Here is a 24397-nt window from a genome sequence, read left to right as displayed (position 1 = left end):
TCCATAAAAATCCGATTGATTAAAAGAATATAATTGATACAATTATGTTATAAAACGATTTTAAAGTGGGAGTTTGTGTGAAGAAAGTTTTGAGTTGGAAAAAAGTTTTAATTGGCAGCTTAATGGTTCTTGGGATTATTTTGGTTGCATTTGTGGGACTCCGGATTTGTTTTACTGTGCATTTAAATAATATTAGCAATCAGACATATGATGAAGTCTATAATCGAATCGCATTAAACGGGGTCTTGTTTGGTGATGAGTTATTAGGAGCTAAAGTGCGTGAGTCTGTTGCTGAGTTATTAGCAGATAAAGATCAAGAATATGAACTGTATATGAATTTAGCAGGTCCTGAAGGATATGATGATAATGCCGGACACTTGTTCTGGAAATTTGCTTTTCCGGAACAAATTGGTGAATCATATTTTGCTGAACATTATTTTTGGCAAGAACAAGACAAAACGGTTACATATCTTGAAGTATTGAATATCCAACTTCACGCTACGTTTACATATGTGACAATAAATGAGAAGTATGAAGCACTGGTTGATGAGTATCGGCAACAAATTCTTGATGGTACCGTAATTCTTATGCCAGTCAATTTTGACAAGGAACAATACTCTGATTTGAGTGTAGAAAAGTCCGGGATGCGATTGGCAGTTGTGACTCGTGATTTAAGCGAAAATAATAAACATTATACAATTGTTGGTGTTGGTTATCCTGATAGTAGCACAAGTATGAATTATATGTTTCGCTCATTTAAGGAGGGTGACTGGTCAGAAGCAAGGTTAATAGGAAATCCGGAATTTTTATACCAACAAGGATATATTTTTGATAATTTGGCGAATGAAGATAAAAAGCTCATTTCTACTTTAGAACGAAGTGATTTAATTTCTTTGATAAAAACGCAAGTTGACTTAACAGAAGTATCCAACAATGAGTTTGAACTTGAAGGTGATGACGGTAAAGTTACCAAGTATGAAGTTCCCACGTATTACGAGTTTAGTAAATATGTTAATGGAACAAACGACATTAATATAGTTGGTGTTCGTGAATACTATTATTTTCATTATAATGGCTATGATGATCATAAAGCTATAATTGAAGAATGTCAGATATCAAAGTGTACAGGTAGAACTGATTTGATAGCAATAAAGCGAGATTTATGGAATGAACTGCATAATAATTCCGATAATAGTCGCTTGGATATTACTAGAAAATTGGAAATTTTTATTGAAACTGATGATGGAGTAATATCTAATTTGCATGATTATCGCGAAACAGGATTACTAAAGCAACGAATGATAAGAGATTTTGATTTAGTTATAAACTAAACTATTTTGAGAAAATTTAATATTAAAGGAGAAGATAAACATATGGAATCAAAAAAAGTAAGAGAGTTTGCGAAGCTGGTTATTTTCTGCATGGGCGGAGGTATTACATTTTATGTAACCTTTATAAGTAAAATTATTCCATGGCAAATAGTTCGCATAGGAATTCCAGTAGTATTACTTATTATTATGATTCTAGCTGTTGTTACTTATGAAGTTTATAGAAGAAAAACTTTTGCTTTCAATTTAGAGAGATTACTAATGATTATTATTACATCAGAAACAATAGAATTAGATAGTGCAAAAATGTATAAAGTGCCTAATGATGACTTGTTATCAAAAGAACTTGATGAGAGTATGGGTTACACTAAAGAATTGTTTTGGTTAGCAAAACGAAAAAAATATATAGATTTTCAAATAAGAAAAGGGCAAAGATATGTAACTATTCGAAAGTAGTTTTATTAAATGTTTGTAGAAGTGCCCTAAATTATTCCGGAAAAAGTTCACCTTTTCCCGGAATTTTATTTCTTTTCAGAAAAAAGTGTGTTATAATATCTAAGTTATAGCAAAAGGACCAGGGAGCGTTACCGCGAATTGTTAAGCGACGAGCTCTTTATTTTTTTGCCAAAATTGAATAACAGAGGAGTCTATTAATGAAATATTCTGAAATGCCATTAAGTGCTGCAATGCATAGTACACTTGCAGAAATTGGCTATGAAACGGCAACGCCTATCCAGGTTGAAGCTATCCCTAACGTACTCGAAGGCCATGATATTATTGGTCAAGCGCAAACTGGTACCGGTAAAACCGCTGCCTTTGCAATCCCGACAATTGAACAATTGCAACCGGGAAAATTACCGCAAGTTCTAGTACTTGTGCCTACTCGTGAGCTTGCCTTGCAAGTAACTGATGAATTCCGTAAATTATCAGCACACACAAAATTAAAAACGGTAGCTGTATACGGTGGTGAATCAATTGACAAACAATTCAAATTGTTGCGTCAAGGTGCCGATATTATTGTTGGTACGCCGGGCCGGGTTATTGACCACATCGTGAAACGCCGTACTTTGAAAACTGATAATATTCGTTTTATGATTTTAGACGAAGTGGATGAAATGTTAAGCATGGGATTCATTGATGATGTTGAAACAATTCTCGAACGAATGCCAGAAGAACGCCAGACGCTCTTCTTCTCAGCGACAATGCCACAAAAGGTAAAAGCTGTTGCAGAACGTTTCTTGAACGAACCAGTTCACATTGCCATCAAAGCAAAAGAATTAACCGTTGAAAATATCACGCAATATTATGTTGAAGTGCGTGATAACCAAAAATTAGCAACCCTTGTAGACGTTATTCGTGTACAAAAACCAGAGTTGGCAATTGTCTTTGCCCGCACCAAACGCCGTGTCGATGAAGTCATGGAAGCATTGATGCAAGAAGGCTTCCACGCTGACCGCATTCACGGTGATTTATCGCAAGAGCAACGGACTGTTGCCTTCCGTAAATTCAAAGCTCGTCAAACGCGTATCTTAATCGCAACTGACGTTGCTGCCCGTGGTCTTGATATTCAAGGTGTAAGTCACGTTTATAACTATGACTTACCACAAGATTATGAATATTACGTGCACCGTATCGGCCGTACCGGTCGTGCCGGATTATCTGGACAAGCAATTTCTTTTGTAACGCCAAAAGAGCGTAAAGGACAATTACCATATATTGAAAAGAAAACTAAAGCAACAATGGAGCGGATGTATCGTCCAAGCACCAATGAAGTTATTGAGGCAGTAGAAAATGAAGCTGCTGAACGTATGATTGATAGTATTTCATTTGGTGAAGCATACCACCGTGTTGCTCAAGCTAAACAAATGTTGAAAGAATATGATCCTTCTTTACTTGTAGCAGCTGCTTTACATTTATTGACACCAAAATTCGATAAAGAAGCATTCTCAAAAGCACGTGAAGATGAAGCGAATTTCCGTGGTAATAATAATCGCCGTGCCCGTGGTATGGAACAACATCCAAATACCCGGCGCCGTGATGGCGGTCGTAATGACCGTCGTCGCGATGACCGAAATGGCGGTGGTGAACGTCGTCGTGACGATCGTCGTCGTGATGACCGCAATGGTGGCGGAGATCGCCGTCGCAGCGAGTTAAGTGGTGCGGAACGTCGTCATGATGAGCGTCGCCGTGATGACCAACGTGATCGTGATCGCCGCAATAATCGCATTGAAGGTCGTGGCGGAGAGCGTCGTTATAATGATGATCGCCGTGAACGCTCAGGTGGTTACAAAGGCAAAGGTCGCGGACCGGCGCCGAAGCGTAAACAACGCTAAGTATAGTAAGATAAAAAAGCCCAGAGTGCTGCACTCTGGGCTTTTCTTTTTTATTCAACAAGATTAGTGAGAATTTCTTGGTACCGTTTAGTTGCCAAAATGCTTGGTTCACCTTTCTTGCAGAAGTTGAGTTTTGCTAATTTAGGAACAACGCGCTCAACAATTATTTGTTCGTCTTTGGTTTTGGCCTTTAAAGCAGCGAAGGCAGCTTTGAAACGTTCGTCACTGCGTGCAGCGGGATAGAAGGAGAGGATATAGACGTATTGGAAGAGGTTATAGCCGCGAAATGGATATTCGACTTGCATAAACAGTTTGCCGATGCCATAATGGCATGGTCCGATAGGCCTTTTAGTATCCCAATGAGATAATAAAAACTCTATTGCTCGAGTGAGCTCTGGTCTGTTTTGATAGTTTTCTGTATAGCGAAAGCAATCAAGGGCGAAGAGAGTTGGCAGCGGATTAGAAAATTCGGTCTCCGGCCCATGGCCATAATAAAATTTATTGCAGCGCCAGCCACCATCATAATGTTGGCTTGTTAATAAGAAACTAAGTGTTTTTTGAATACGTTGATCATTAACATAGCCTAATTGGCAGAGCAACCGAGCACATTCAGTAGTCATACAGGGATAAGTTGCGCCTTTAGGATATGGTTTGAATTGGCCATCTGTTTGCCAAGCATCAAAAAAGAGTTCACTCACGCTTTGCAGTATCGGGTCACTTGCCGGCATACCAAGTTCAAGCAAAAAGCCTGCGCTTTCCAGTGTTGAAAACGGTGCGCCGGCAATGATACGGCGGTCGGGTGAAGTCCAGAAGTCCCAGCCGCGGTCATAGCGGTGGGCAAGGATTGCTTGAATATCATCATGTGTATCCATAAAATCAGCTCCCTTTCGTTAGCTTCATTATAGCATAACTGAATAAAACAGCCACCGTCTCTTTAGTGGCTGTTTTATGTGCTTGGTAGCATAGGCAATTAGTCTAAAAGATCATTTAAAGTAATAATTTTGCTGCCTTTATTTTGATAATATGTCAGCATTTCGTCAATTTTTTTTTGTCATAGCTGGTAATGCAATCAGATAAAACCGTTACACCATAATCAGCTTTACGTAAGTTGAAACAAGTAGATTTTACACAGGCAACGGCATCAGCTCCGGTTATATAGAAATCTGATATGTCATTTTCACTAATAAAATCTGCAAAAGCATTACTGGTTAATGCATTACCTTTATATTTAGTAAAAATATTGTTTGAAACTATTTTTAAATCATCAGCTAACTCAGCTCCGGCAGTACCCGGTTTAAAAGTTCTTGTACCAGCAGATAAGTTTTCATGTCGAATATAAACAACATGAAGATTATTATCGACTGCCCAATTAATGGCGGTGTTAATGTTCTCAATAATATCTTTGTAGTTTTTGGTAATATCCTTTTGAATATCAATAATGACTAAAGCTTGCTTTTTCATAATGGTTCCTCCTGAAAAGTAGATTATTTATGCTTTTATTATATCAGTCAATTGTTGACAACATTATGGCAACAATATAAAATAAATTTAAAGGTGGCGAAAAAATGAAGGTAGACCGACTGGTTAGTATTATTATGTTACTTATGGATAAGAAACGCGTCAGTGCTCATGAGTTGGCAGAACAATTTGAGGTTTCACCACGGACGATTTATCGTGATATAGATAGTATTAATATGGCCGGAGTTCCGATTATGGCAACTCCGGGAGTTAGCGGCGGCATTGAAATTATGCCAAACTACAAACTTGATAACAAAGTTTTTTCACTTGCCGATCTGTCTGCTATTTTAATTGGACTTGCCAGTGTTGCCAATATGACTCGGGCAACTGAATTGAACAATGCAATTGCTAAAGTAAAGAATCTTATTCCACCTGAAAAGGCAAAGGAAATTGAAGTAAAAGCAAATCAAATATATATAGATTTAAGTCCGTGGATGAGTAATGAAAATATGCAACCATACTTAGCGATTATTAAAACTGCTTTGCAAGAAAATAAGTTGCTTAGCTTTGATTATACTGATCGCTATGGCAATAAAACTGCCCGCACAGCTGAACCATATCAGTTGGTGCTAAAAGGTAATCAATGGTATTGGCAAGGTTATTGCAATCAACGAAATGATTATCGCTTATTCAGATTATCACGAATGTCCGATTTACAATTACAAGAACAAACCTTCACACCACGTGATTATCAAAAACCACAATTAGACTTTACTGATATTTTGGCAACGATGCAAACTAAGATTACCTTGCGGATTCACAAGTCAATCAGTGAACAAGTGCTTGATTATTGTACTTATGATCATTTCACACCTGATGGAGATGAACACTATATTGTCAGCTTTCCCTTTATAGAGAATGATTATTACTACAATATTCTTTTCGGGTTTGGCAATAAGTGTATTTGCATAGAGCCGTCGCATGTTCGTTCAGAAATGAAGCGGCGGATTAATGAAATGACTACGCTTTATGGGAGTTAGTATGTTGGGAAAATTGGTAGGATATTTTTAGTGAGCAGTAGGAAAAGGCCAGCCCTGAGGGCTGGCCTTTTCCTTATTTTTCCAATAAAAAATGAACTACTGAATAACTTTGTGCGGGTTTGCTTTTGTGGTATAATAGAGTGATGAAAGGGTGACGAGTATGCTTGTAGGAAATTATCATACCCATACAACTAGATGTAATCATGCGGTTGGCAGTGATGAGGAATATGTTAAGGCTGCCATTGCTGCTGGATATAAAAAATTGGGAATGAGTGATCATGGACCGTTTCCTGATGAGCGTTGGAATCGTTCGCGAATGGATTTTCGCGAGTTGCCAGGATATATTGAGACTTTCCGCATGCTTGATGAAAAGTACGCTGATAAGATTGCTTTATACATAGGCTTGGAGATTGAATATGATGCAACAATGCATGCTTATTATGAGCAACTTTATAATGTTTATGGTTTAGACTATTTGGCATTTGGTAATCATGACTTCCAACTTCCGGATGGTAGTTGGCATGATGCTTTTCATACCGAAACACCTGAAGTTTTAGAAGCATATACTCAGAATTTGCTGGCTGGCATGGCAACTGATTATTTTACCTTTGTAGTTCACCCTGATGTTGCTTTTGATCGTTATCCGCGCTGGGATATTACTGCCGAGCGTTGTTCGGAACAGATTATTGATATGGCAGTAAAACGCAATATTGTCTTGGAATATAATGCCAATGGTATTCGTAAAGGAAAACATCAGTATGAGGATGAAGAACGCTATGGCTATCCGCATCATCGTTTCTGGGAGCTGGCAGCAAGTGCCGGGGTGCGGACGATGATTGGCAGTGATGCTCATAATCCGGCATTCCTTTGGGATGAAGCTATGATGGAATCATTTGCGACGGTTACCCAATTAAGTTTGCCGATTGTTGATGATATTAATACAATTTTAAAATAATATAGGTGCCATTGGCGCTAAGGAGTAGACAGAATGACGCAGTATATTGAATCGGTGCAGAACAGCCGGGTAAAAGAGTGGACAAAGCTGCAGCAAAAGAAGTACCGCGAAGCGCAGCAGCAATTTTTAGTTGAAGGCTGGCATTTGGTGGAGGAAGCGGTGAAGGCTGATATTGTCGAGACAATTATCAGTATTGAACCATATAAGAGCGATTATGACAATGTGCTTGTCAGTGAGTCAGTGTTGGCGAAGCTCGCGGTGACGAAGTCGCCGCAGCCGGTTATGGCAGTTTGCCGTATGGTGCAACCGATGCTTTCGAGCGAAGCGAAGCGTGTGGTGGTTTTGGATGGGCTGCAGGATCCCGGAAATGTTGGCACTTTAATCCGCAGTGCTGCGGCTTTTGGTGTGGATGCTTTGCTGGTTACTAATGATGCAGTTGATTGCTTTAATGAGAAAGTTGTGCGCGCGAGTCAAGGAGCAATTTTTCATTTGCCGGTTTTGACGCTGGCAGCGACTGAAATTGCGGCGTTACTTGATGAGCGACAGTTGCCATTGTTGCTGACGATGATGGATGGTAATGATGTTGGCAGTTGCGAGGATTTATCGGCTTGGGCTTTAGTGCTTGGCAATGAAGGGCAAGGCATACGGGATTTTTGGCAAGGGTTACCGCACGAGGCGTTAACGATTAAGATGCATGATGCAACCGAGTCATTGAATGTTGCAGTAGCGGGGTCGATTATGCTTTGGCAGTTGACTAAGAGTGGTAAGTAGGAGAAGGTGAATGGTATGGGAGCAATTGAGGAGAGCGCTACTTGGCGGCATATTGCGGCACCCAGTGTGCAGGATATTGAAGCATTATCAAAGGAATATGATTTACCAATGTATTATTTTGAGGGTGTTTCCGATTTGGATGAGCCATCTCGGCTTGAGCGCTTAGCAAATGGGATTTTTATTATTATTGATTTTCCTTATGTAAAGCGAATTGAAAACGATATGAATTTATATGATACATTTCCGATTAGTATTATTATTAATAATGGTAAGATGATTACTATTACCGCGGCTCATCATGAGTATATTGAGGAATTCCGTAATCGTTTTGATAAGTCTGATGACCTTGAAAGAAAGCCTGGTATTATTGCAATGCAGTTGTTGCAATACATTATGAAAAGTTATATTCGTGATTTACGTGAGATACGTGAGGACTTAACGCATATTGAAGATCGGTTTTTAAAGCGGGTTTACAATGAAGATTTCCGCAAATTGTTTACGCTGGAAAAGTCGATTATCCATATTAAAACGGCATTGACTGGCTTTAACAGTATGCTTAATAAGATGAGTGAGCGCCAGTATTTGCAGATTGAGACTGATTCGGAGATGGAGCTATTATTTGATAATGTGCAAATTGAGAGTCAGCAGGCGAGTGAGATGGCAACAATTTATCGTGAGGTATTAAGCAGCGCTATGGATGTTGCTTCATCACTGGTTTCTAATACTTTGAATCAAATTATGAAACGTCTGACTTCAGTAACAATTATTATCTCGATTCCGACACTAATTACCGGATTCTTCGGAATGAATGTTGGTTTACCATTTCAGGATTTGTCGATTGCAGTACTGATTATTGTTGTTATTTCAGTATTATTATGTTATCTAACCGTGCTTTATTTGCGCCGGAAAGATCTATTATAGAAGGGACCATTATGATCGAAACTATTTTACAAAAAGAGCAATTGAGCCATGCTGATTTATGCACGCTGTTAGCGACTAAAGATCGTCGTGATATGGATGCTTTATTTGCTGCTGCCTATCAAACTAAATTAAAGTATGTAGGGAACAAGGTCTATTATCGCGGCTTGATTGAGTTTTCTAATGTTTGTACCAAGGATTGCTATTACTGTGGTATTCGCAGCAGCAATACTAATGTTCTTTCATTCAATATGAGTGAGGATGAGATTGTTGAAGCAGCAATATGGACATGGAAAAACCGTTACGGTTCAGTAACCTTGCAGTCGGGTGAGCGTGAAGATGCTGATTTTACTGACTTTGTTGAACGTTTAATTTTGCGTATTAATGAGGAAACCAATAATGAGCTAGGAATTACGCTTTGTATTGGTGAACAGGAACGAGAAGTTTATGAGCGTTGGTTTGCTGCCGGATCGCATCGTTATTTATTACGAATTGAAACGACGAACCCGGAACTATTTGCAAAAATTCATCCACAAGATGGCAATCATAATTTTGAGCGTCGTCTTGCTTGTATTAAAACTTTGCAGGAAGTTGGTTTTCAGGTTGGTACCGGAGTCATGATTGGTTTGCCCGGACAGACGATTGAAGATTTAGCGAACGACATTATGTTTTTCAAAGCGCATAATATTGATATGATTGGCATGGGACCATACATTGTTAGCAGTGACACGCCAATGGGACAGGAAGTCTTGGCTGCCGGCGGCAACAGTGCAAAAGCTAAGCGTGAGCGGTTCTTATTGGGCTTAAAAATGGTTGCAGTAACGCGATTGTATTTAAAAGATGTTAATATTGCGGCAACAACAGCGTTGCAGGCGCTTAATCCGGTTGGCCGTGAAAAGGGACTGCAGGCCGGAGCGAATATCTTAATGCCGATTGTTACCACTGAAGGCTATCGTGAAAACTACCAACTATATGACGAAAAGCCTTGCGTTGAAGATACTGCTGATGAATGTAAAGATTGTTTGGCAGCACGCGTGACTAGCGTTGGTGATGAAATCGGCTTTGGTGAACGTGGTGATTCGCCACACTTTTTTGATAGACAAGGATAAAAAAGACGACCCATACTGGGTCGTCTTTTTATATATTTATCAATGTGGATAATTTTGCTAGAAATGTATTTTGGTTTTGTGGTGAGAGCATGATTGTTATTTGTTTTTGGGTTTCATTCATATAGCTAATCAAAATGACATGAGTCGCTGTTTCTTTGCGAATATATCCTTTTATGTAGCCATATCGAAAGAAAGGATTTATTTTTCGGGTTGTAACGGCTGTAATATTTGTGTATGGAATGACGATAGTGCCGGAAAAGGATTTTATCAGCAAATCTTCGTTGCTGAGAGTGAATGTTGTGAAGAAACAGAGCAGTAAGTAGGCAGCATAGGTGCCAAATAAGATAAGCGGAAGGAAGTTAAGGATTGGGTTGTTTTCTGAGTGGTTGGGCAGAAGAAAGGGTAAAAGGCCGATAGTTAATAGAAAAACAGCAGAAAGAATCCGCCATATACTTATTTTGGTTCTGAATGTAGTTTGCACGATTTATTGCTCCTTCATTGAGTTAGTTGAGATTAAACGTGGTTTGCCAAGGCCAAGAAAAGTGATTAGGTCATGGAGGCCGGCGATACCAGAGGTTTGGTAATAGTTAATAGTTTCTAAATGGCTGATAAAATCATCAGTAATTTTTTGAATTCGTTCGCTGTCATTGAAGTCAAGTTCATGGAGTAAGTCTTGAATACCGGCAAGTGAATATGTTGGCGAGTAGATTGAGGTGTTAAGGGCATGGATAACAAAAATGCGACTAATGTGTTCGTTAGTGAAGAGTCGGTAGCGGCTGCTTGGCTCGCGCTCGAGTTCAAGCAGCCTGATTTTCTCCCAAAAGCGTATTGTTGAGGCGGGTATACCGGTTTTTTTGCTGACTTCACCAATGGTATAGCGGTTTTGTGTTTGGGTGAAGATGGTCGCGCGGGCAATGTGTTCCAATGCTTTTTCAGCAATAATTTTTTCATTATGCAGTTTTGCTTGTTCTTCATTAATGCGCCAAAGCGCTTGTGAATGGTTGCTAGTCATAAGCAGACGCATGATTTCACCGGTTAGTTTTATGCCAAAACCTGGTGCCATTAATCTGATACAAGTAAAGTAGGCAATATGTTCTTCATTATAAATACGATATCCATTTGCAGTTCGTTCTACTGCTGGAATCATTTGCCAGTCTTCGTAGTGACGTAATGAACTGGTACTGATATTCAGTGCTCTGGCAATATCAATTGGTCGTTTCATGCTATCCCTGCTTTCCTAAACATTATAATTGTTTGCTAAGGTTTTTGTCAATTAGGACTATAAATACGAAATAAACCTTATCTCTTGCTTCATTGTGCTACGATAGTACTATAAAGGAGTGAAGCTATATATGAATCAAAATTTAATTATTCATGGTGCCAAGACAAACAATTTAAAAGATATTACAGTTAGTATTCCCAAGGACAAGTTTGTTGTATTTACCGGGGTGAGCGGCAGTGGTAAATCTTCATTGGTGTTTGATACGATTTATACTGAGGCACAGCGGCAGCTCATTGAGACGTTTAGTGCATTTGCACGTAAACGGATGCCGAAATTATCGCGGCCGCCGGTTGATGAAATTGAATATTTAGCAACTGCTATTATGATTGATCAGAAACGGCTTGGCAAAAGCTCGCGAAGTACAGTAGGAACTGTAAACGATATTCTTTCCTATATGCGGATGTTATTTAGTCGTTGCGGTGAACCGGAGCATTTGCCTCAAGCGATGTTTTCATTCAACTTACCGGATGGCATGTGCCCGGATTGTCTTGGGAAAGGACAGGTGCATAAAGTTATTGTTGAGCACTTTGTTGATTTCAGTAAATCACTGAATCAAGGAGCAATTTTGCATCCATATTATAAAGTCGGCAGCTGGATGTGGAAAGAAATGATTGGCAGCAAATTATTTGATGCGGACAAGCCTTTGCAGGATTGGCCGCAGTCGGAGTTGGATACACTGTTGTATGCTGAAGAATTTTCCCTAAAAGAAGTGAGTAGCGACAATTTTAAGAAAACTTATGAAGGATTGATTCGTAAAGTTGAACGCAATCGTAATTTGAAAGATGAAGAAGATAGTGAGAATAATAAACAGAGTATTGAACAGTTTTTTGAAGATGGGGTATGCCCGGCATGTCATGGTGCGAGGTTGAATGAACGTTCAAGAAATATTCGAGTTGCGGGAAAAACAATTGTTGAACTCTCAGCGCTGGAACTTGATGAACTGGATCGATTTTTAGCGGATATTGATGATCCGTTGGCAACGAAGATAGTTGCTAAAATTCGGCGTATTTTAGGACATTTGATTGATATCGGTGTGAGTTATTTGTCGCTGGACCGCCCGGTTGCCACGCTTTCCGGCGGCGAGAGCCAGCGGGTGAAGATGGCTAAGCAGCTTGATTGTGATTTAACCGGACTGCTTTATATCTTAGATGAACCTTCTACCGGCTTACATCCGCGCGATGATAAACAGTTGATTGAATTGCTTTATGGCCTGCGCGACCGAGGCAATAGTGTTTATGTAGTCGAGCATGATCCAGATATCATTGAAGCAGCGGATTGGGTTATTGATATTGGTCCGAAAGCCGGAAAGCATGGCGGTACTGTTGTTTTCAATGGGTCAATTGCCGATTTGAAGACAGCCGATACAGCAACAGCTAAATATTTAGAAGCTTTTCAAAATCCACCGCATAGAACATACCAGCGTCGCAGTGCTGTTGATTATTTTGAAATTAGAGATGCTACAGTACATAATTTGAAGCATGTTAGTGTTAAGATACCAAAAGGGATTTTTACCTGTGTAACCGGAGTAGCCGGATCGGGAAAAAGTTCGTTAATTCATGATGTATTCTTAAATGAGCATCCGGAAGCAGTTGTTGTTGATCAAAGTGCACCAACTAAATCTTCACGAGCGATTCCAGTTACATATATTGGCGCCTTTGATTTAATGCGCAAAGAACTGGCAAAGCGCACGGGTGAGGATGCCGGATTATTTAGTTTTAATTCCAAAGGCGGTTGTCCGACTTGTAAAGGGGCAGGAAGTGTTGCAGTTACCATGGGCTTCATGGATGATGTGCGGATGACTTGCGAAACCTGTGGCGGCAGTCGTTATCGCCAAGAAGTACGTGAAATAGACTGTGATGGTAAAAATATTACTGATATTTTAGCAATGAATCCAAGCGAAGCCTATGAGTTTTTTGAAACGAAGGAAATTCGCAAAAAATTACAGGCGCTAATTGAGGTCGGACTTGACTATATGGCTATCGGACAGCCGTTTAGCACCTTATCTGGCGGTGAATGTCAACGTATCAAGATTGCCGCCGAACTCTACAAGAAAGGTAATATTTATATTCTTGATGAGCCTACTACTGGTTTACACATGGCTGATGTTCACAAATTTATGGATATTGTAGATAATTTGGTTAACCAAGGCAATACCGTCATCATTATTGAACACAACTTGGATGTGATGAGCCGTGCTGACTGGATCATTGATATGGGACCCGAAGGCGGAAATCGTGGTGGTGAAGTGCTGTTTACCGGGACGCCGGAAGACTTAATACATTGCGAGCAAAGCTATACGGGAAAATATCTTAAATTATAAATAAAAAAGCTCCCCGCAACCGGGGAGCTTTTTTTAGACTTCGTATCGTTTAGCTAACAAGAACATGTAAATGCCGCCAAATCCAAACAATGGAATTAAGTTATAAATAAGTTGACTGAATTGAGCAATAATTTGTATACGCTCATAATCAAGGTCATAGCCAGAATTATAAACTGATGAGTAGCCAAACATCATATCCATTAAACTGGTGGTACTGCTGCCATACCCAAGGTAAGTAGCAAAAACAAAATTAATCATCATGGTAATAATAAAGTAGCCAATTACCATACCAATAATCAAGAAGATGCGACCAACCCGCGGAATTTTTCTAAAACTTTTAGTTGAGTAAAGAATAATCCAGGTTGCCCAGAAGAAGAAATTAGTGACCCAGCCTAGACCGCTGTTTACTATCCAGAGCATCGCCGAAAGCGGCGTTTCCAAGAATCCGGATAACACCTCAACCATAGTATCAAGTGTTCCTAATAATTGGCCACCCAAGGTAACGCCGATGAATGCTCCCAAACCAACTACGGCAATGATACCTATGCTAATCAGTAAATAAGCAGCTAATTGACCAAAAAAGAAACTAATCCGTGACATCCGGATCATTGCATACCGCAGTTTACTTCTGCCGGTAAAATTACGCAAAGTAATAAACAGCGAAGTTCCCGGTGCCAGAATAAAGAGCATAAGCAAGACGAATAATACGAAAACAATCATCATCGTAATCATCAAACCTTCAAAACCGCCACCATAGTTTGAGTAATTTTGACTTTGATAAGTAATCATATTACACAATAAGAAAGTATAGAGTAATGTTGTTACAAATAAGACAATAGCTGAAATCGAAAGTACTAAACGGTTATCAGCGAAAAAAGTTCTTAAATACCTAGACATTAGTACATACCTCCTTGAGCAACACCTTGATAACCATAAAAACTACGGTAAATATCAAGAAGTGATTTATTTTCACGGGCACAAAGCGGAGCGACTAGGGAATGGAAGACGACCTGACCTCGATTTAAGAATAACACTTCATCAAATAAATCCTGCATATCGAGAATTAAGTGAGTCGTAATAATATAGGTCGTATTCTGACCGCTGTAGGTTTTAATTAATCGTAATATTTCATCACGTGAAATAACATCAATTGCTGCTAATGGCTCATCAAGTAACACAAGTTCACTTTCGCGTGCCAGTACCAGAGCCAGCATTAAGCGTTCTTGCTGACCTTTAGACATTGAACTTAACTTGCGATGTAAATCAAGCTGCAAATCTGCTAAAATTTGATAAAACTTTTGTTCATTAAAATCAAAGTAATTAGTTTGAAAATAGGTGCAGGCTTGTTTGACAGAATAGCTTTTTGGAAAAATTAAGCTATCTGGTAAATAAGCAATTTGCTGTGAAGTTTGCGGATAACGATAACTTTGATTGTTAATCAGCAAACGACCTTGATTAGGTTGCATCAAACCAGCAATAATCTTCATTAATGTTGTTTTACCACTACCGTTTGGACCAAGCAAACCAATGATTTTTGCACCCTCAATTTGCAAATTCAGTTGACTGAGAATATCTTTACCATCAATGGTCTTGTTTATGTTTTCAACAGTTAGTTTCATAGAATCCCTCCTTATAATTGCGTACCGATAAGCATCGTCGGATATTTATAATATGGCTCATTGATCATATACATAAATTGTTCTTTAGTATCAACCCCGTATTGCTCTTCAATATAGCTATAAATATCATTTCTGGTAACGAAGCCGTAGCTGTGTTTGTCGGCTATGGCCGCAAGCACAGCATCAAGTTTTTGCCCATCAAGCAAACGCAGTTCATTCAATGCTAACGCTGTACCACTGTATACTGCATCCGAATAAGCATATGCGCCTTGTTTATCAAAGTAATATACTGATTCACCGATAGGTCCGTGAATTGTTTGACCGGTATAGTAGGCAGCCAGTGATGACAGCCCTAAATATTCAGCATCAGGATTATCTTGGTGTTCAATTTCGTAATAGTAAGCAGTGATAAAAGTAGTAAAGCCTTCATCAATGAATGGTGAGCTCGCTGAATTACTGCCTATTTTTGAATACATCCATTGATGCCCGATTTCATGAGCAACCACATCATAGAATTGATAATCATGCTGACCATTAAAGAAGTAACCCATTTGTACCAGACCGCTATATTCCATAGCGAAGCCTTCTACCGCAGTTTCAACAATATCAAACTGTTTAGCATATGCAAATTCGCCAAGTTTTTCACTGAAGAAAGAAATAGCGCCATTTGCATCAGTAAATAAGTTTTCGTTATCTTTTTCGGTAAAGTCGGTGTTGCGGCTGTCATGAACGGTGCGGATTGTTGTCTCATCAAACGTTTTTTCTTTTATTTCAAAATGTTCGCTGATGATAATTGCAAAAATCCGGCCATGTTCAAGCTCGGCAGTCAATTGTTTTTTGCCATCTAAAACTTTTTCGTTATCCACACCACCGGTTACCGCAGTATATTTTTCCGGATAAGTTAAAGTCGCATTGTAACTGGCATCATCAATATAGTCGCTTTCCCCTTGCAACGCATAGTTATGATCATCCCAAGTTTTAGTGTCAACATTATATTTGGCTAATAAAGGATGCCATTGTGTATACGAACAAATTTCTTCGTAACAACCAAATCGTTCAGTACTGACCGGTACTTTGGTATTGAATACTAAAGTAACCTCAACCGTTTCACCCGGTTGAATCGCTTCCGGCAATTTCAGTTCCAGAAATTGCCCTTCGGAATTAAATTTTTCAATTTTATTTCCGTTCACCGTTGCTTCAGTAACGGTAATGCGGCCAAGCGCATCCTTGGCCGGGATGCTTGAATAGCCCATTGACGGGCTGGTTTCCGGGCTGCTGTACGAGTTGGCATAGAGATGAAAGCCAACAGTATCAAGCGGCTCAGCAATGCTGCTCGCTGTAAAAGTTGTTGTCTGGGTTCCGGTTGCCACCCGGTTCTCAACATCTAAATCGCCAATCAGTTGATAATGAATGTTGCTAAAATCTGCAACATTCTCGCTCTCTGGCGGTGTGCTTGAATTCGGTATTCCCGGAATTGAACAGGCACTTAATAATACTAAAACCGCAACAGCAGTGCTTATTAATCCCCAAAGTGAATGCTTGCGCATAATAAAAACCCCTTTCTTATACATTCACATTATAGCAAATGGGGCATGGTGAGTAAAATAACAGTATTGTAACACTGGGATTCTTGGTGGAACTTTTTTGGTAAATGCCGGAGCAAGCGGGCTCCGGCATTTACCTGAGTTTTACCATCCGAAAAGGAGTTGCTATTTACATAGAAAATTGCTATTATAAATGCGTTTGCAAATATTATTTTTGTATTTAATGGTACACGAAGCAAAAAATCATGTATACTGTAATTGAGAAGGAGTGTTAGTTATGGAAATGGAAGTTATGGGTTATAAACATTGGTGGCTATTTACTTTGCGCGGTATTTTGTTGATTATTTTAGGGGTTGTAGCTATCTTAAATCCTTCAGAAGCCTTTATGGTTGTATTAATGATTGTTGGTGCCTTACTTTTAATTTCCGGAATCGGTATTTCGATTGCAACAATTATTAATCGTAAATTCTTTCCGCGCTGGGGTTGGCATTTAGTTCAAGGTATTATTGATATTGGTTTTGGTTTGATTTTACTATTTGTGCCAATGGAAAGTATGATTGTTTTGGCATATTGTTTTGGTGCCTGGACGATTCTGTTCGCCTTGTTACGGTTTATTAGTGCCTTCGATATGCGTCGCTTTGGTTTTTCAGCTTGGATTTGGCAAGCGTTACTCGCTATCGTGCTGATTATTGTCGGAATATTGATTATTCTTAATCCGATTACCAGCTTTAGTTTGCTGACCATTCTGGTAGCAATCTTCGTCATTATTGCCGGTTTTGCCAGCATCATTGAATCGGTGGCAATTAAGAATCATCAATTTTAATTATAAAACGAAGCCGGGTATTTCCGGCTTTGTTTTTTTGGTTTTATCCAGGAAAATTTTCTCTTTTTTATAGAGGGGATAAATGGTATAATATATATTTAGATTCAGGCTTTGCGCCAAAGGCACTAGCAGCAAAGCTGCGTCGGAAACACGTTGTCCGCATTCGTTGGAAAATTGTTGTCTTTGTTTGGCACGTATATCAAGATACGCTTCGCACAAATCCAACAATTATCCTTAGAATGACAAACGTTTTCATTAAGCCTGAAGTATTAATTTACCATGAAGATAGAAGCTTGAATTGTTTAATTTAAGAAGATTATTTTAGGAGTCAGAAAGCATGTTTTTAAAACGGATAGAAGCATACGGTTTTAAATCATTTGCCAACCGCACGGACATTGAGTTCAATGCGGGTATTTCTGCTATTGTCGGTCCTAACGGCAGCGGGAAAAGCAATGTTGTTGATGCTGTGCGCTGGGTACTCGGGGAGCAGTCGGCTAAGACGCTTCGCGGCGGTAAGATGCAGGATGTTATTTTCAAGGGCAGTGAAACTAAAAAGCCGTTGAATTTTGCTGAAGTGACTTTAGTTTTGGATAACTCGGAGAAGCAGTTGCCAATTGAGTTTCAGGAAGTAAGTGTCAGTCGCCGATTGTATCGGAATGGCGAGAGTGAATATAAAATTAATGGCGAGAATGTCCGGCTGCAAGATATTGCCGGTCTTTTTATGGACAGCGGTGTTGGTAAAGAGGCTTTCAGTATTATTGGTCAAGGTCGGATTGATGAGATTTTAAATAGTAAGCCGGTAGAACGCCGGGTTATTTTTGAAGAAGCTGCAGGCGTTTTGAAATATAAGACTCGAAAAGAAAAAGCTTTGCGTAAATTGGAATCAACACATGAAAATTTACGCCGGGTTGAAGATATTATTGGTGAGCTTGAATATCAAGTTGAGCCTTTGCGTGCACAAGCAGCAGTTGCTGAAGAATATTTAAGCAAGAAAGAGCAGTTGCAGGCGATTGAAATTGCGGTATTAGCACAAGAGATTACAACTTCTTATCAGGCATTGCAAGAATTAAAGGTACAGGCTGAAGAGTTGACTGCCAAGGATATTGCATTAGCTACCAGTGTTGTTGAAACTGAATTGTCAATTGACGAATTTGAACAATTACTAGTGACTCAGGATCAAAAAATTAATCAGTTGCAAGAACAATTGGTTGAAGCAACCCGGGTGTTGGAAAATGTTCAGGGTCAAAAAGCGGTTTTAGATGAACGGGCCCGCAATATGCAAGAAAGCAACAAACAGCTGGAAACTGATTATCAGTTACTGATGGATAAAAAGGCACAAATTGATCAAGTGTTATCAACCTTTGCTAATCAGAAGTCGAATGATGCACAGGCAATTGAAACGATGCGGGCGACGATTGCTGCTCATGCTGCCGAAGCCGGCAAACTAAATGAGCAGGTTCGTGGTATTGAAGCACAGCAAATGCAACAAATTCGTGAACTTGAGTCAACTCGTTCGCGTTTCCAGACTTTAAGTGATGTTGAAGCAAGCTACGGTCATTTGTTTCATGGGGTTAAGGCAGTTTTAAAACATGCTGAAAATGGCCGCATCAAAGGTGTAAACGGTGTATTAGTAGATTTAATTGAACTAGATGCCCGTTATGATGTTGCTATCGAAGTAGCTTTAGCCAGCAATTTACAGAATATTGTTGTTGAGGATGAATACGTTGCTCAAAATGCGATTCAGTATTTGAAAGAGAATCGTTTAGGAAAGGCAACATTTTTACCAATTACCCGAATTAAAGGGAACGTTGCCAGCGCTGGTGATTTAGCGATGTTGAAACAACAACATGGTTTTGTTGATGTTGCCAGCAACCTGATTAATACTGATCATAAATACCGGGCAATCGTTGAGAATTTGCTTGGCACTACATTAGTGGCGCACAGCTTGAAAGATGCGACCGATATTTCCAAAAAAGTTGGCGCCCGGTTCCGGGTAGTTACTTTGGAAGGTGAAGTTATTCACCGTGGCGGTTCAATGACCGGTGGTAAAGTTGCTAATGAAAGAACCGGATTATTGACGCAAAAACATCAGATTGAGCAACTGCGTAAGAATATTACTACAATGGAACAATCAGTCAGCCAATTGCAAGAGCAATATTCAACGCAAAAAGCTGCTGAGCAAAATGCGCATAACCAACTGCAGGACCTACAACTTGAACTTGTGCGTAAAGAAGAAATGCTCAACACGCAAACGCTGCAAACTGAGCAATTACAAAATCAAAACATTCAAATTGCCGAAGAAATCGGTCGCTTAGAAGTTCGGTTGGCGGAGTTGAAAGGTCAGCAAATTGATATAGAATCAGCGCGGACTGATGTTGATGATGATAATACCGTGCAACAAGAATCGCGCGATGCGATTATTGTTGCAATTAATGAACAGCGGAAATTACGTTTAGAGCAAACCGGGCGGTTGGAAGATTTACGTAATGAATTGCGCGGACTGCAAAAAGAACAACAAAAAGCAGCGCAGGAATTGAAAGCAATCGAATTAAAACAAACGCGCTTAGAAGTTGAAATTGATACTAAATTAACCAGACTTGGAGAAGAGTATCAACTGTCGTACGAGCGTGCTTGCGGCCATACGCTTGAACAACCAATTGAGGAAGCAGTTGCAAGTGTAACCGAATTAAAACGGGCAATTGATCGAATGGGACTGGTAAATATTGGTGCCATTGAAGAATTTGAACGAGTTAATGAACGTTTTACTTTCCTGACAGAGCAAAAAGCCGATTTGTTACAAGCAGAAGATAATTTGTTAGAGATTATCACTGAAATGGATCAAGAGATGGAAAGTCGCTTCTATACGACTTTCCAAACCATCCAGACTCATTTCAATGAGACCTTCAGCGAGCTCTTTGGCGGCGGGAAAGCATTGCTTGAATTAAGCGATCCGGATAATGTCTTAACCTCAGGTATTGATATTATCGCTCAGCCACCAGGAAAAAAATTGCAGCATTTATCGCTGCTTTCCGGCGGAGAGCGAGCACTAACTGCAATTTCATTGCTGTTTGCGCTATTAAAAACCCGCACCGTACCATTCTGTATTCTTGATGAAGTTGAGGCGGCACTTGATGATGCTAACGTATCACGCTTTGCCAACTACTTAAGAAACTTTAGCAAAGAAACCCAATTTATTGTTGTTACTCACCGTAAAGGAACAATGGAACAAGCTGATATTCTTTATGGGGTAACAATGCAAGAACCAGGAATTACCAAGATGATTTCAGTACGTTTGGAAGAGGCTGAAAAAATCGTTGAATAACAAAAGGAGGCATGTTGCAAATGAGTTTTTTCTCAAAATTTAAAAACCTGTTTAAAGGTCAAGAACAAGAAGAACAAAATCTGGACGATGCCAAAATAATTGAACCGGCTACTCTTGATGCTGAAGAAACGCTAGAGGAACCGGCTGCGCCCGCGGCGCAACCGGTTCCGGAATCTAGTCCGGTAGCCGCTGAGGAAGTGAAAGATGCTGTTAGTGCCGGGGTTTCCCAAGGTAGCATTGAGCAGGCTCAGGATTATCATCAGAAAATGAGCAAAAGCCGTAGTGGAATTTTATCGGCGTTTGGTGATTTGATGTCACGGTTCCAGACGGTTGATGAGGAATACTTTGAAGAGCTTGAAGATATTTTAATTATGGCTGATGTCGGTGTGACCACGGTAACTGAGCTGACGGATGAATTGCGTCGTGAGGTGCAGCGCAGCGGTGTGAGTGATCCACGGGCATTAAATGAGGTTATTGTTAATAAACTTTATGATATTTATAATGAGAGCATTAGCGGTAGTCGTGAACTAAATATGCAACATGGGCAGCCAACGGTTATTTTAATGATCGGTGTGAATGGTGCTGGTAAGACAACAACAATTGGTAAACTTGCCGAGCAGTTCAAGTCGCAAGGGAAGAAAGTTTTACTTGCAGCAGGTGATACCTTCCGTGCCGGTGCAATTGACCAGTTAGCGGTTTGGGCACAGCGTGCGAATGTTGATATTGTGCTTGGGACCGAAGGTGGCGACCCAAGTGCGGTCATGTTTGATGCGATGCAGAAAGCAAAGAATGGTAATTATGATGTCGTTCTATGTGATACTGCCGGGCGTTTGCAGAATAAAACGAATCTAATGAATGAGTTGGCAAAAATTCGCCGGATTATTGATCGTGAGTATCCCGGAGCACCGCATGAGACTTTACTGGTTGTTGATGCAACAACCGGGCAAAATGGTTTATCACAAGCGCGTGCCTTTACTGAGGTTGCACCAATCAGCGGTGTTGTTCTGACCAAGTTGGATGGTACTGCTAAAGGTGGAATCGTGCTGGCAATCGGCAAAGAATTAGGTATCCCGGTTAAATATATCGGTTTAGGTGAAAAAATCACTGATTTAGAGCCATTCAGAATTGAAAATTATTTGTATGGGCTGTTTGCCGAGATGTTCGAATAAATCCAGAGTACTAGAAAAACGTTCGCATTCGTTGAATGTCTATAAATATTTGTTTGGGACGTATGCTGAATACGCTTCGCACAAATATTAATAGATTTTCTTAGACTGAAAAGTGTTTTCAAACATTCTGAGAATTCGCATTTATAAATCAGCCAGAATGGTAACTAAAAATATAGTTTGATAGGTGGGATAGCAGTGGCAGATTTACATTTATTGGAAAAGAAGGTTCGTTTAATTAGCTTGTATGAATTGTATCAGCAATTATTTACCGAGAAACAGCAAGCTTATTTTGAAGAATATTATTTTGAGGATTTAAGTCTGGCTGAAATTGCTGAGAACCATCAGGTTTCTCGTAATGCTGTTCACGACCAAGTTAAAAAGGTAGAACATGGACTGGAAACATATGAAGCAAAGCTTGGTATGCTGGAGATGGCCATGACGTACGAACAATTATTAGAGAAAATTTATGCTGCCGAAAGTCTTGAAACTGTCAAAGCATTGCTAGACGAGGCACGTATTGAAGTAGAAGTAACCATAGGAAGGGATTGAAGCAAGTATGGCATTTGATACATTAAGCGATCGGCTCCAAGGCGCATTTAAAAACTTGGGGCGAAAAGGAAAAGTAAGTCCTGAAGATGTTGAAGCAGCTTTAAAGGAAGTCCGTTTAGCATTGTTGGAAGCGGATGTTAACTACCTTGTTGTTAAGGCATTCATGAAAACAATTCGTGAAAAAGCTTTGGGTGAAGACGTATTGAAGTCGCTTACTCCGGCACAACAAGTTATTAAAGTGGTAAGCGACGAGTTGCAGCATTTAATGGGTGATGAAAATGTACCATTAAATCGTGCGGCAATGGGTGCTACCACAATTATGATGGTTGGATTACAGGGGAGCGGGAAAACAACGCTTACCGGTAAGTTAGCTCTCTATATTCAAAAGAAACTGGACGGCAAACCATTTATGATTGCGGCCGACGTTTATCGTCCGGCAGCAATCGATCAGCTTCACACCCTAGGAAATCAATTAGGGGTAACTGTTTATTCAGAAGGAACTGATAAGAATCCGGTAGATATTGTGCGTAATGGGGTGGCGAAAGCTAAGAGTGAGGGCTATACGCATATTTTAATTGATACTGCTGGTCGTTTACATATTGATGAGACCTTAATGGATGAGCTTATTGCCATTAAAGAGGTTGCACAGCCAAATGAAATTATGCTGGTAGCTGATAGTATGACGGGTCAAGATGCAGTTAATGTTGCCATTCATTTCCATGATGATTTAAAAGTGACCGGCGCAACGCTCACTAAATTAGATGGTGATGCGCGCGGTGGGGCAGCTTTATCAATTCGTCAGATGACTGGTGTGCCAATTAAGTTTGTTGGTACCGGTGAGAAACTTGATGGCCTTGAAGTGTTCTATCCTGAACGTATGGCACAGCGGATTCTTGGTATGGGCGATGTGATGAGTCTGATTGAAAAAGCTCAAGAAGAAATTTCCGAAGACGATGCCGAAGCGGCAGCGCGTCGGATGTTCTCAAATGACTTCAATCTAGAAGATTATTTGAATCAGATGCAACAAATGAAAAAAATGGGCAGTATGGAAAGTATTCTTGGTATGTTACCGGGTATGAATAAACAAATGCTGGCTAAAGCGAATGTTGATCCGAAACAATTAACCCGTACGGAAGCAATTATTCAGTCGATGACTAAAAAGGAACGGCAAAAACCGGTTATTATCAATAATAGCCGCAAGCACCGTATCGCGAATGGTAGTGGTACCAGCATTCAAGAAGTCAATCGTTTATTAAAACAATTTGAACAATCGAAAAAAGCGATGAAGCAAATGGGACAGATGATGAAATCTGGGAAAAATCCATTAGCCGGTCTTATGGGCGGCGGTAAAAAAGGTGGCTTCCCGTTCTAGAAAGAAGTGAGTAATTTGAAATTGAAATTTACAACTTTTAAACAACTGGCATCAATTGATACGCTTATTGGTATTGCTATCCGCGGTGTTTCTTTTGTTCAGTATATTTTGACTTTGGTAAGTGCAATAATTGCTTTAAACAATCCTGAGATGATTACGACCACAGGTGCTCAAGCTCCGGTGGTTACGCAAATTATTCTCCTAACATCAGTAATGCTCGTAGGGGCAATTATTGAAACAATTGGGTTTATCTATGCTTATAGATGGAGCCGAAAGCTCAGTCAGCCCGTGAGCAGCAAGGGGACAACACTATTGATTGTTTTTGGTGTATTAGGTGTGGCCACTTGGTTGCTCAATATTGTTATTAGTGGAATAAATGCAGCACTGTTGCCACTTATTCCAATGTTGCCATCTCTGGGATTAATTCTTATTGGTGTTTATACCCGACATCTTGCTTCGCAAAAATAAATATACTGAGGAGTGCG

The 24397-nt window shown here is 39.8% G+C and carries 21 protein-coding genes and 1 pseudogene; 15 read left to right on the top strand and 7 right to left on the bottom strand.

Annotation, left to right across the window (positions count from 1 at the left end):
* The first annotated feature begins 77 nt into the window (after nt 1–77).
* The 3 genes from FEZ08_RS09870 (at nt 78) to FEZ08_RS09860 (ending at nt 3661) form a co-directional block, all read left to right on the top strand.
* Entirely contained in the window at nt 78–1331 is a 1254-nt protein-coding gene (locus tag FEZ08_RS09870) for a hypothetical protein (protein WP_138191889.1), read from the top strand.
* Between the two features lie 42 nt (nt 1332–1373).
* Nucleotides 1374–1784: a hypothetical protein gene (locus FEZ08_RS09865; protein ID WP_138191887.1), complete on the top strand. Its 411-nt coding sequence runs from the start codon at nt 1374–1376 to the stop codon at nt 1782–1784.
* A gap of 197 nt (nt 1785–1981) precedes the next feature.
* On the top strand, nt 1982–3661 hold the full coding sequence (locus FEZ08_RS09860) for a DEAD/DEAH box helicase (protein ID WP_138191885.1): 1680 nt from the start codon (nt 1982–1984) through the stop codon (nt 3659–3661).
* Nucleotides 3662–3711: 50 nt separating this feature from the next.
* On the opposite strand, the gene FEZ08_RS09850 is transcribed toward FEZ08_RS09860, so the two are convergent.
* Together FEZ08_RS09850 and FEZ08_RS09845 are read right to left on the bottom strand one after the other, a co-directional pair.
* Entirely contained in the window at nt 3712–4533 is an 822-nt protein-coding gene (locus tag FEZ08_RS09850) for a prenyltransferase/squalene oxidase repeat-containing protein (protein ID WP_138191883.1), read from the bottom strand.
* 98 nt (nt 4534–4631) lie between these two features.
* A pseudogene (locus FEZ08_RS09845) lies at nt 4632–5122 on the bottom strand (cysteine hydrolase family protein).
* A gap of 104 nt (nt 5123–5226) precedes the next feature.
* On the opposite strand from FEZ08_RS09845, the gene FEZ08_RS09840 reads away from it, so the two are divergent.
* The 5 genes from FEZ08_RS09840 (at nt 5227) to hydE (ending at nt 9912) form a co-directional block, all read left to right on the top strand.
* Complete coding sequence (locus FEZ08_RS09840; protein WP_138191881.1) at nt 5227–6159, top strand: helix-turn-helix transcriptional regulator; 933 nt, start codon at nt 5227–5229, stop codon at nt 6157–6159.
* Nucleotides 6160–6319: 160 nt separating this feature from the next.
* Complete coding sequence (locus FEZ08_RS09835; RefSeq protein ID WP_138191879.1) at nt 6320–7114, top strand: histidinol-phosphatase; 795 nt, start codon at nt 6320–6322, stop codon at nt 7112–7114.
* 33 nt (nt 7115–7147) lie between these two features.
* Nucleotides 7148–7885 (top strand): TrmH family RNA methyltransferase, encoded by a 738-nt coding sequence (locus FEZ08_RS09830; protein WP_138191877.1) that lies wholly within the window; start codon nt 7148–7150, stop codon nt 7883–7885.
* A 15-nt stretch (nt 7886–7900) separates the two neighbouring features.
* Nucleotides 7901–8806, top strand: coding sequence for a magnesium transporter CorA family protein (locus FEZ08_RS09825; RefSeq protein ID WP_138191875.1), 906 nt, complete (start codon nt 7901–7903; stop codon nt 8804–8806).
* 11 nt (nt 8807–8817) lie between these two features.
* Entirely contained in the window at nt 8818–9912 is a 1095-nt protein-coding gene (gene hydE, locus FEZ08_RS09820; protein WP_138191873.1) for a [FeFe] hydrogenase H-cluster radical SAM maturase HydE, read from the top strand.
* A 28-nt stretch (nt 9913–9940) separates the two neighbouring features.
* On the opposite strand, the gene FEZ08_RS09815 is transcribed toward hydE, so the two are convergent.
* Nucleotides 9941–10393 (bottom strand): PH domain-containing protein, encoded by a 453-nt coding sequence (locus FEZ08_RS09815; RefSeq protein WP_138191871.1) that lies wholly within the window; start codon nt 10391–10393, stop codon nt 9941–9943.
* A gap of 3 nt (nt 10394–10396) precedes the next feature.
* Complete coding sequence (locus tag FEZ08_RS09810) at nt 10397–11134, bottom strand: MerR family transcriptional regulator (RefSeq protein WP_138191869.1); 738 nt, start codon at nt 11132–11134, stop codon at nt 10397–10399.
* A 130-nt stretch (nt 11135–11264) separates the two neighbouring features.
* Between FEZ08_RS09810 and FEZ08_RS09805 the strand changes: the two genes are divergently transcribed.
* A complete protein-coding gene (locus FEZ08_RS09805) occupies nt 11265–13514 on the top strand; it encodes an ATP-binding cassette domain-containing protein (protein ID WP_138191867.1) in 2250 nt (749 codons plus the stop codon).
* Between the two features lie 33 nt (nt 13515–13547).
* Here FEZ08_RS09805 and FEZ08_RS09800 read toward each other — a convergent pair whose 3' ends face one another.
* The 3 genes from FEZ08_RS09800 to FEZ08_RS09790 are packed head-to-tail and all read right to left on the bottom strand — an operon-like array spanning nt 13548 to nt 16680.
* Nucleotides 13548–14411, bottom strand: coding sequence for a hypothetical protein (locus FEZ08_RS09800; RefSeq protein ID WP_138191865.1), 864 nt, complete (start codon nt 14409–14411; stop codon nt 13548–13550).
* Nucleotides 14411–15133 carry an ABC transporter ATP-binding protein gene (locus FEZ08_RS09795; RefSeq protein WP_138191863.1) on the bottom strand — a complete coding sequence of 241 codons (723 nt, stop codon included), beginning with the start codon at nt 15131–15133 and terminating at the stop codon, nt 14411–14413. Before FEZ08_RS09795 ends, FEZ08_RS09800 begins: the two co-directional genes overlap by 1 nt.
* 11 nt (nt 15134–15144) lie before the next feature.
* On the bottom strand, nt 15145–16680 hold the full coding sequence (locus FEZ08_RS09790; protein WP_171015027.1) for a M1 family aminopeptidase: 1536 nt from the start codon (nt 16678–16680) through the stop codon (nt 15145–15147).
* Between the two features lie 274 nt (nt 16681–16954).
* Here FEZ08_RS09790 and FEZ08_RS09785 point away from each other — a divergent pair, with 274 nt between their 5' ends.
* The 6 genes from FEZ08_RS09785 (at nt 16955) to FEZ08_RS09760 (ending at nt 24380) form a co-directional block, all read left to right on the top strand.
* Nucleotides 16955–17500 carry an HdeD family acid-resistance protein gene (locus FEZ08_RS09785; protein WP_138191859.1) on the top strand — a complete coding sequence of 182 codons (546 nt, stop codon included), beginning with the start codon at nt 16955–16957 and terminating at the stop codon, nt 17498–17500.
* A 337-nt stretch (nt 17501–17837) separates the two neighbouring features.
* On the top strand, nt 17838–20822 hold the full coding sequence (locus FEZ08_RS09780) for a chromosome segregation protein SMC (RefSeq protein ID WP_138191857.1): 2985 nt from the start codon (nt 17838–17840) through the stop codon (nt 20820–20822).
* Between the two features lie 20 nt (nt 20823–20842).
* Nucleotides 20843–21991, top strand: a complete 1149-nt coding sequence (gene ftsY / locus FEZ08_RS09775) for a signal recognition particle-docking protein FtsY (protein WP_138191856.1) — start codon at nt 20843–20845, stop codon at nt 21989–21991.
* 195 nt (nt 21992–22186) lie between these two features.
* Nucleotides 22187–22540: a YlxM family DNA-binding protein gene (gene ylxM, locus FEZ08_RS09770; RefSeq protein WP_199288068.1), complete on the top strand. Its 354-nt coding sequence runs from the start codon at nt 22187–22189 to the stop codon at nt 22538–22540.
* A 7-nt stretch (nt 22541–22547) separates the two neighbouring features.
* Nucleotides 22548–23912 carry a signal recognition particle protein gene (gene ffh, locus FEZ08_RS09765; protein WP_138191854.1) on the top strand — a complete coding sequence of 455 codons (1365 nt, stop codon included), beginning with the start codon at nt 22548–22550 and terminating at the stop codon, nt 23910–23912.
* A 15-nt stretch (nt 23913–23927) separates the two neighbouring features.
* Nucleotides 23928–24380: a hypothetical protein gene (locus FEZ08_RS09760; protein WP_171015026.1), complete on the top strand. Its 453-nt coding sequence runs from the start codon at nt 23928–23930 to the stop codon at nt 24378–24380.
* Nucleotides 24381–24397: the final 17 nt, after the last annotated feature.

This window comes from Culicoidibacter larvae, from assembly GCF_005771635.1.
GTDB lineage: Bacteria > Bacillota_I > Bacilli_A > Culicoidibacterales > Culicoidibacteraceae > Culicoidibacter > Culicoidibacter larvae.
This window is presented reverse-complemented; position numbering and strand designations above follow the sequence as displayed.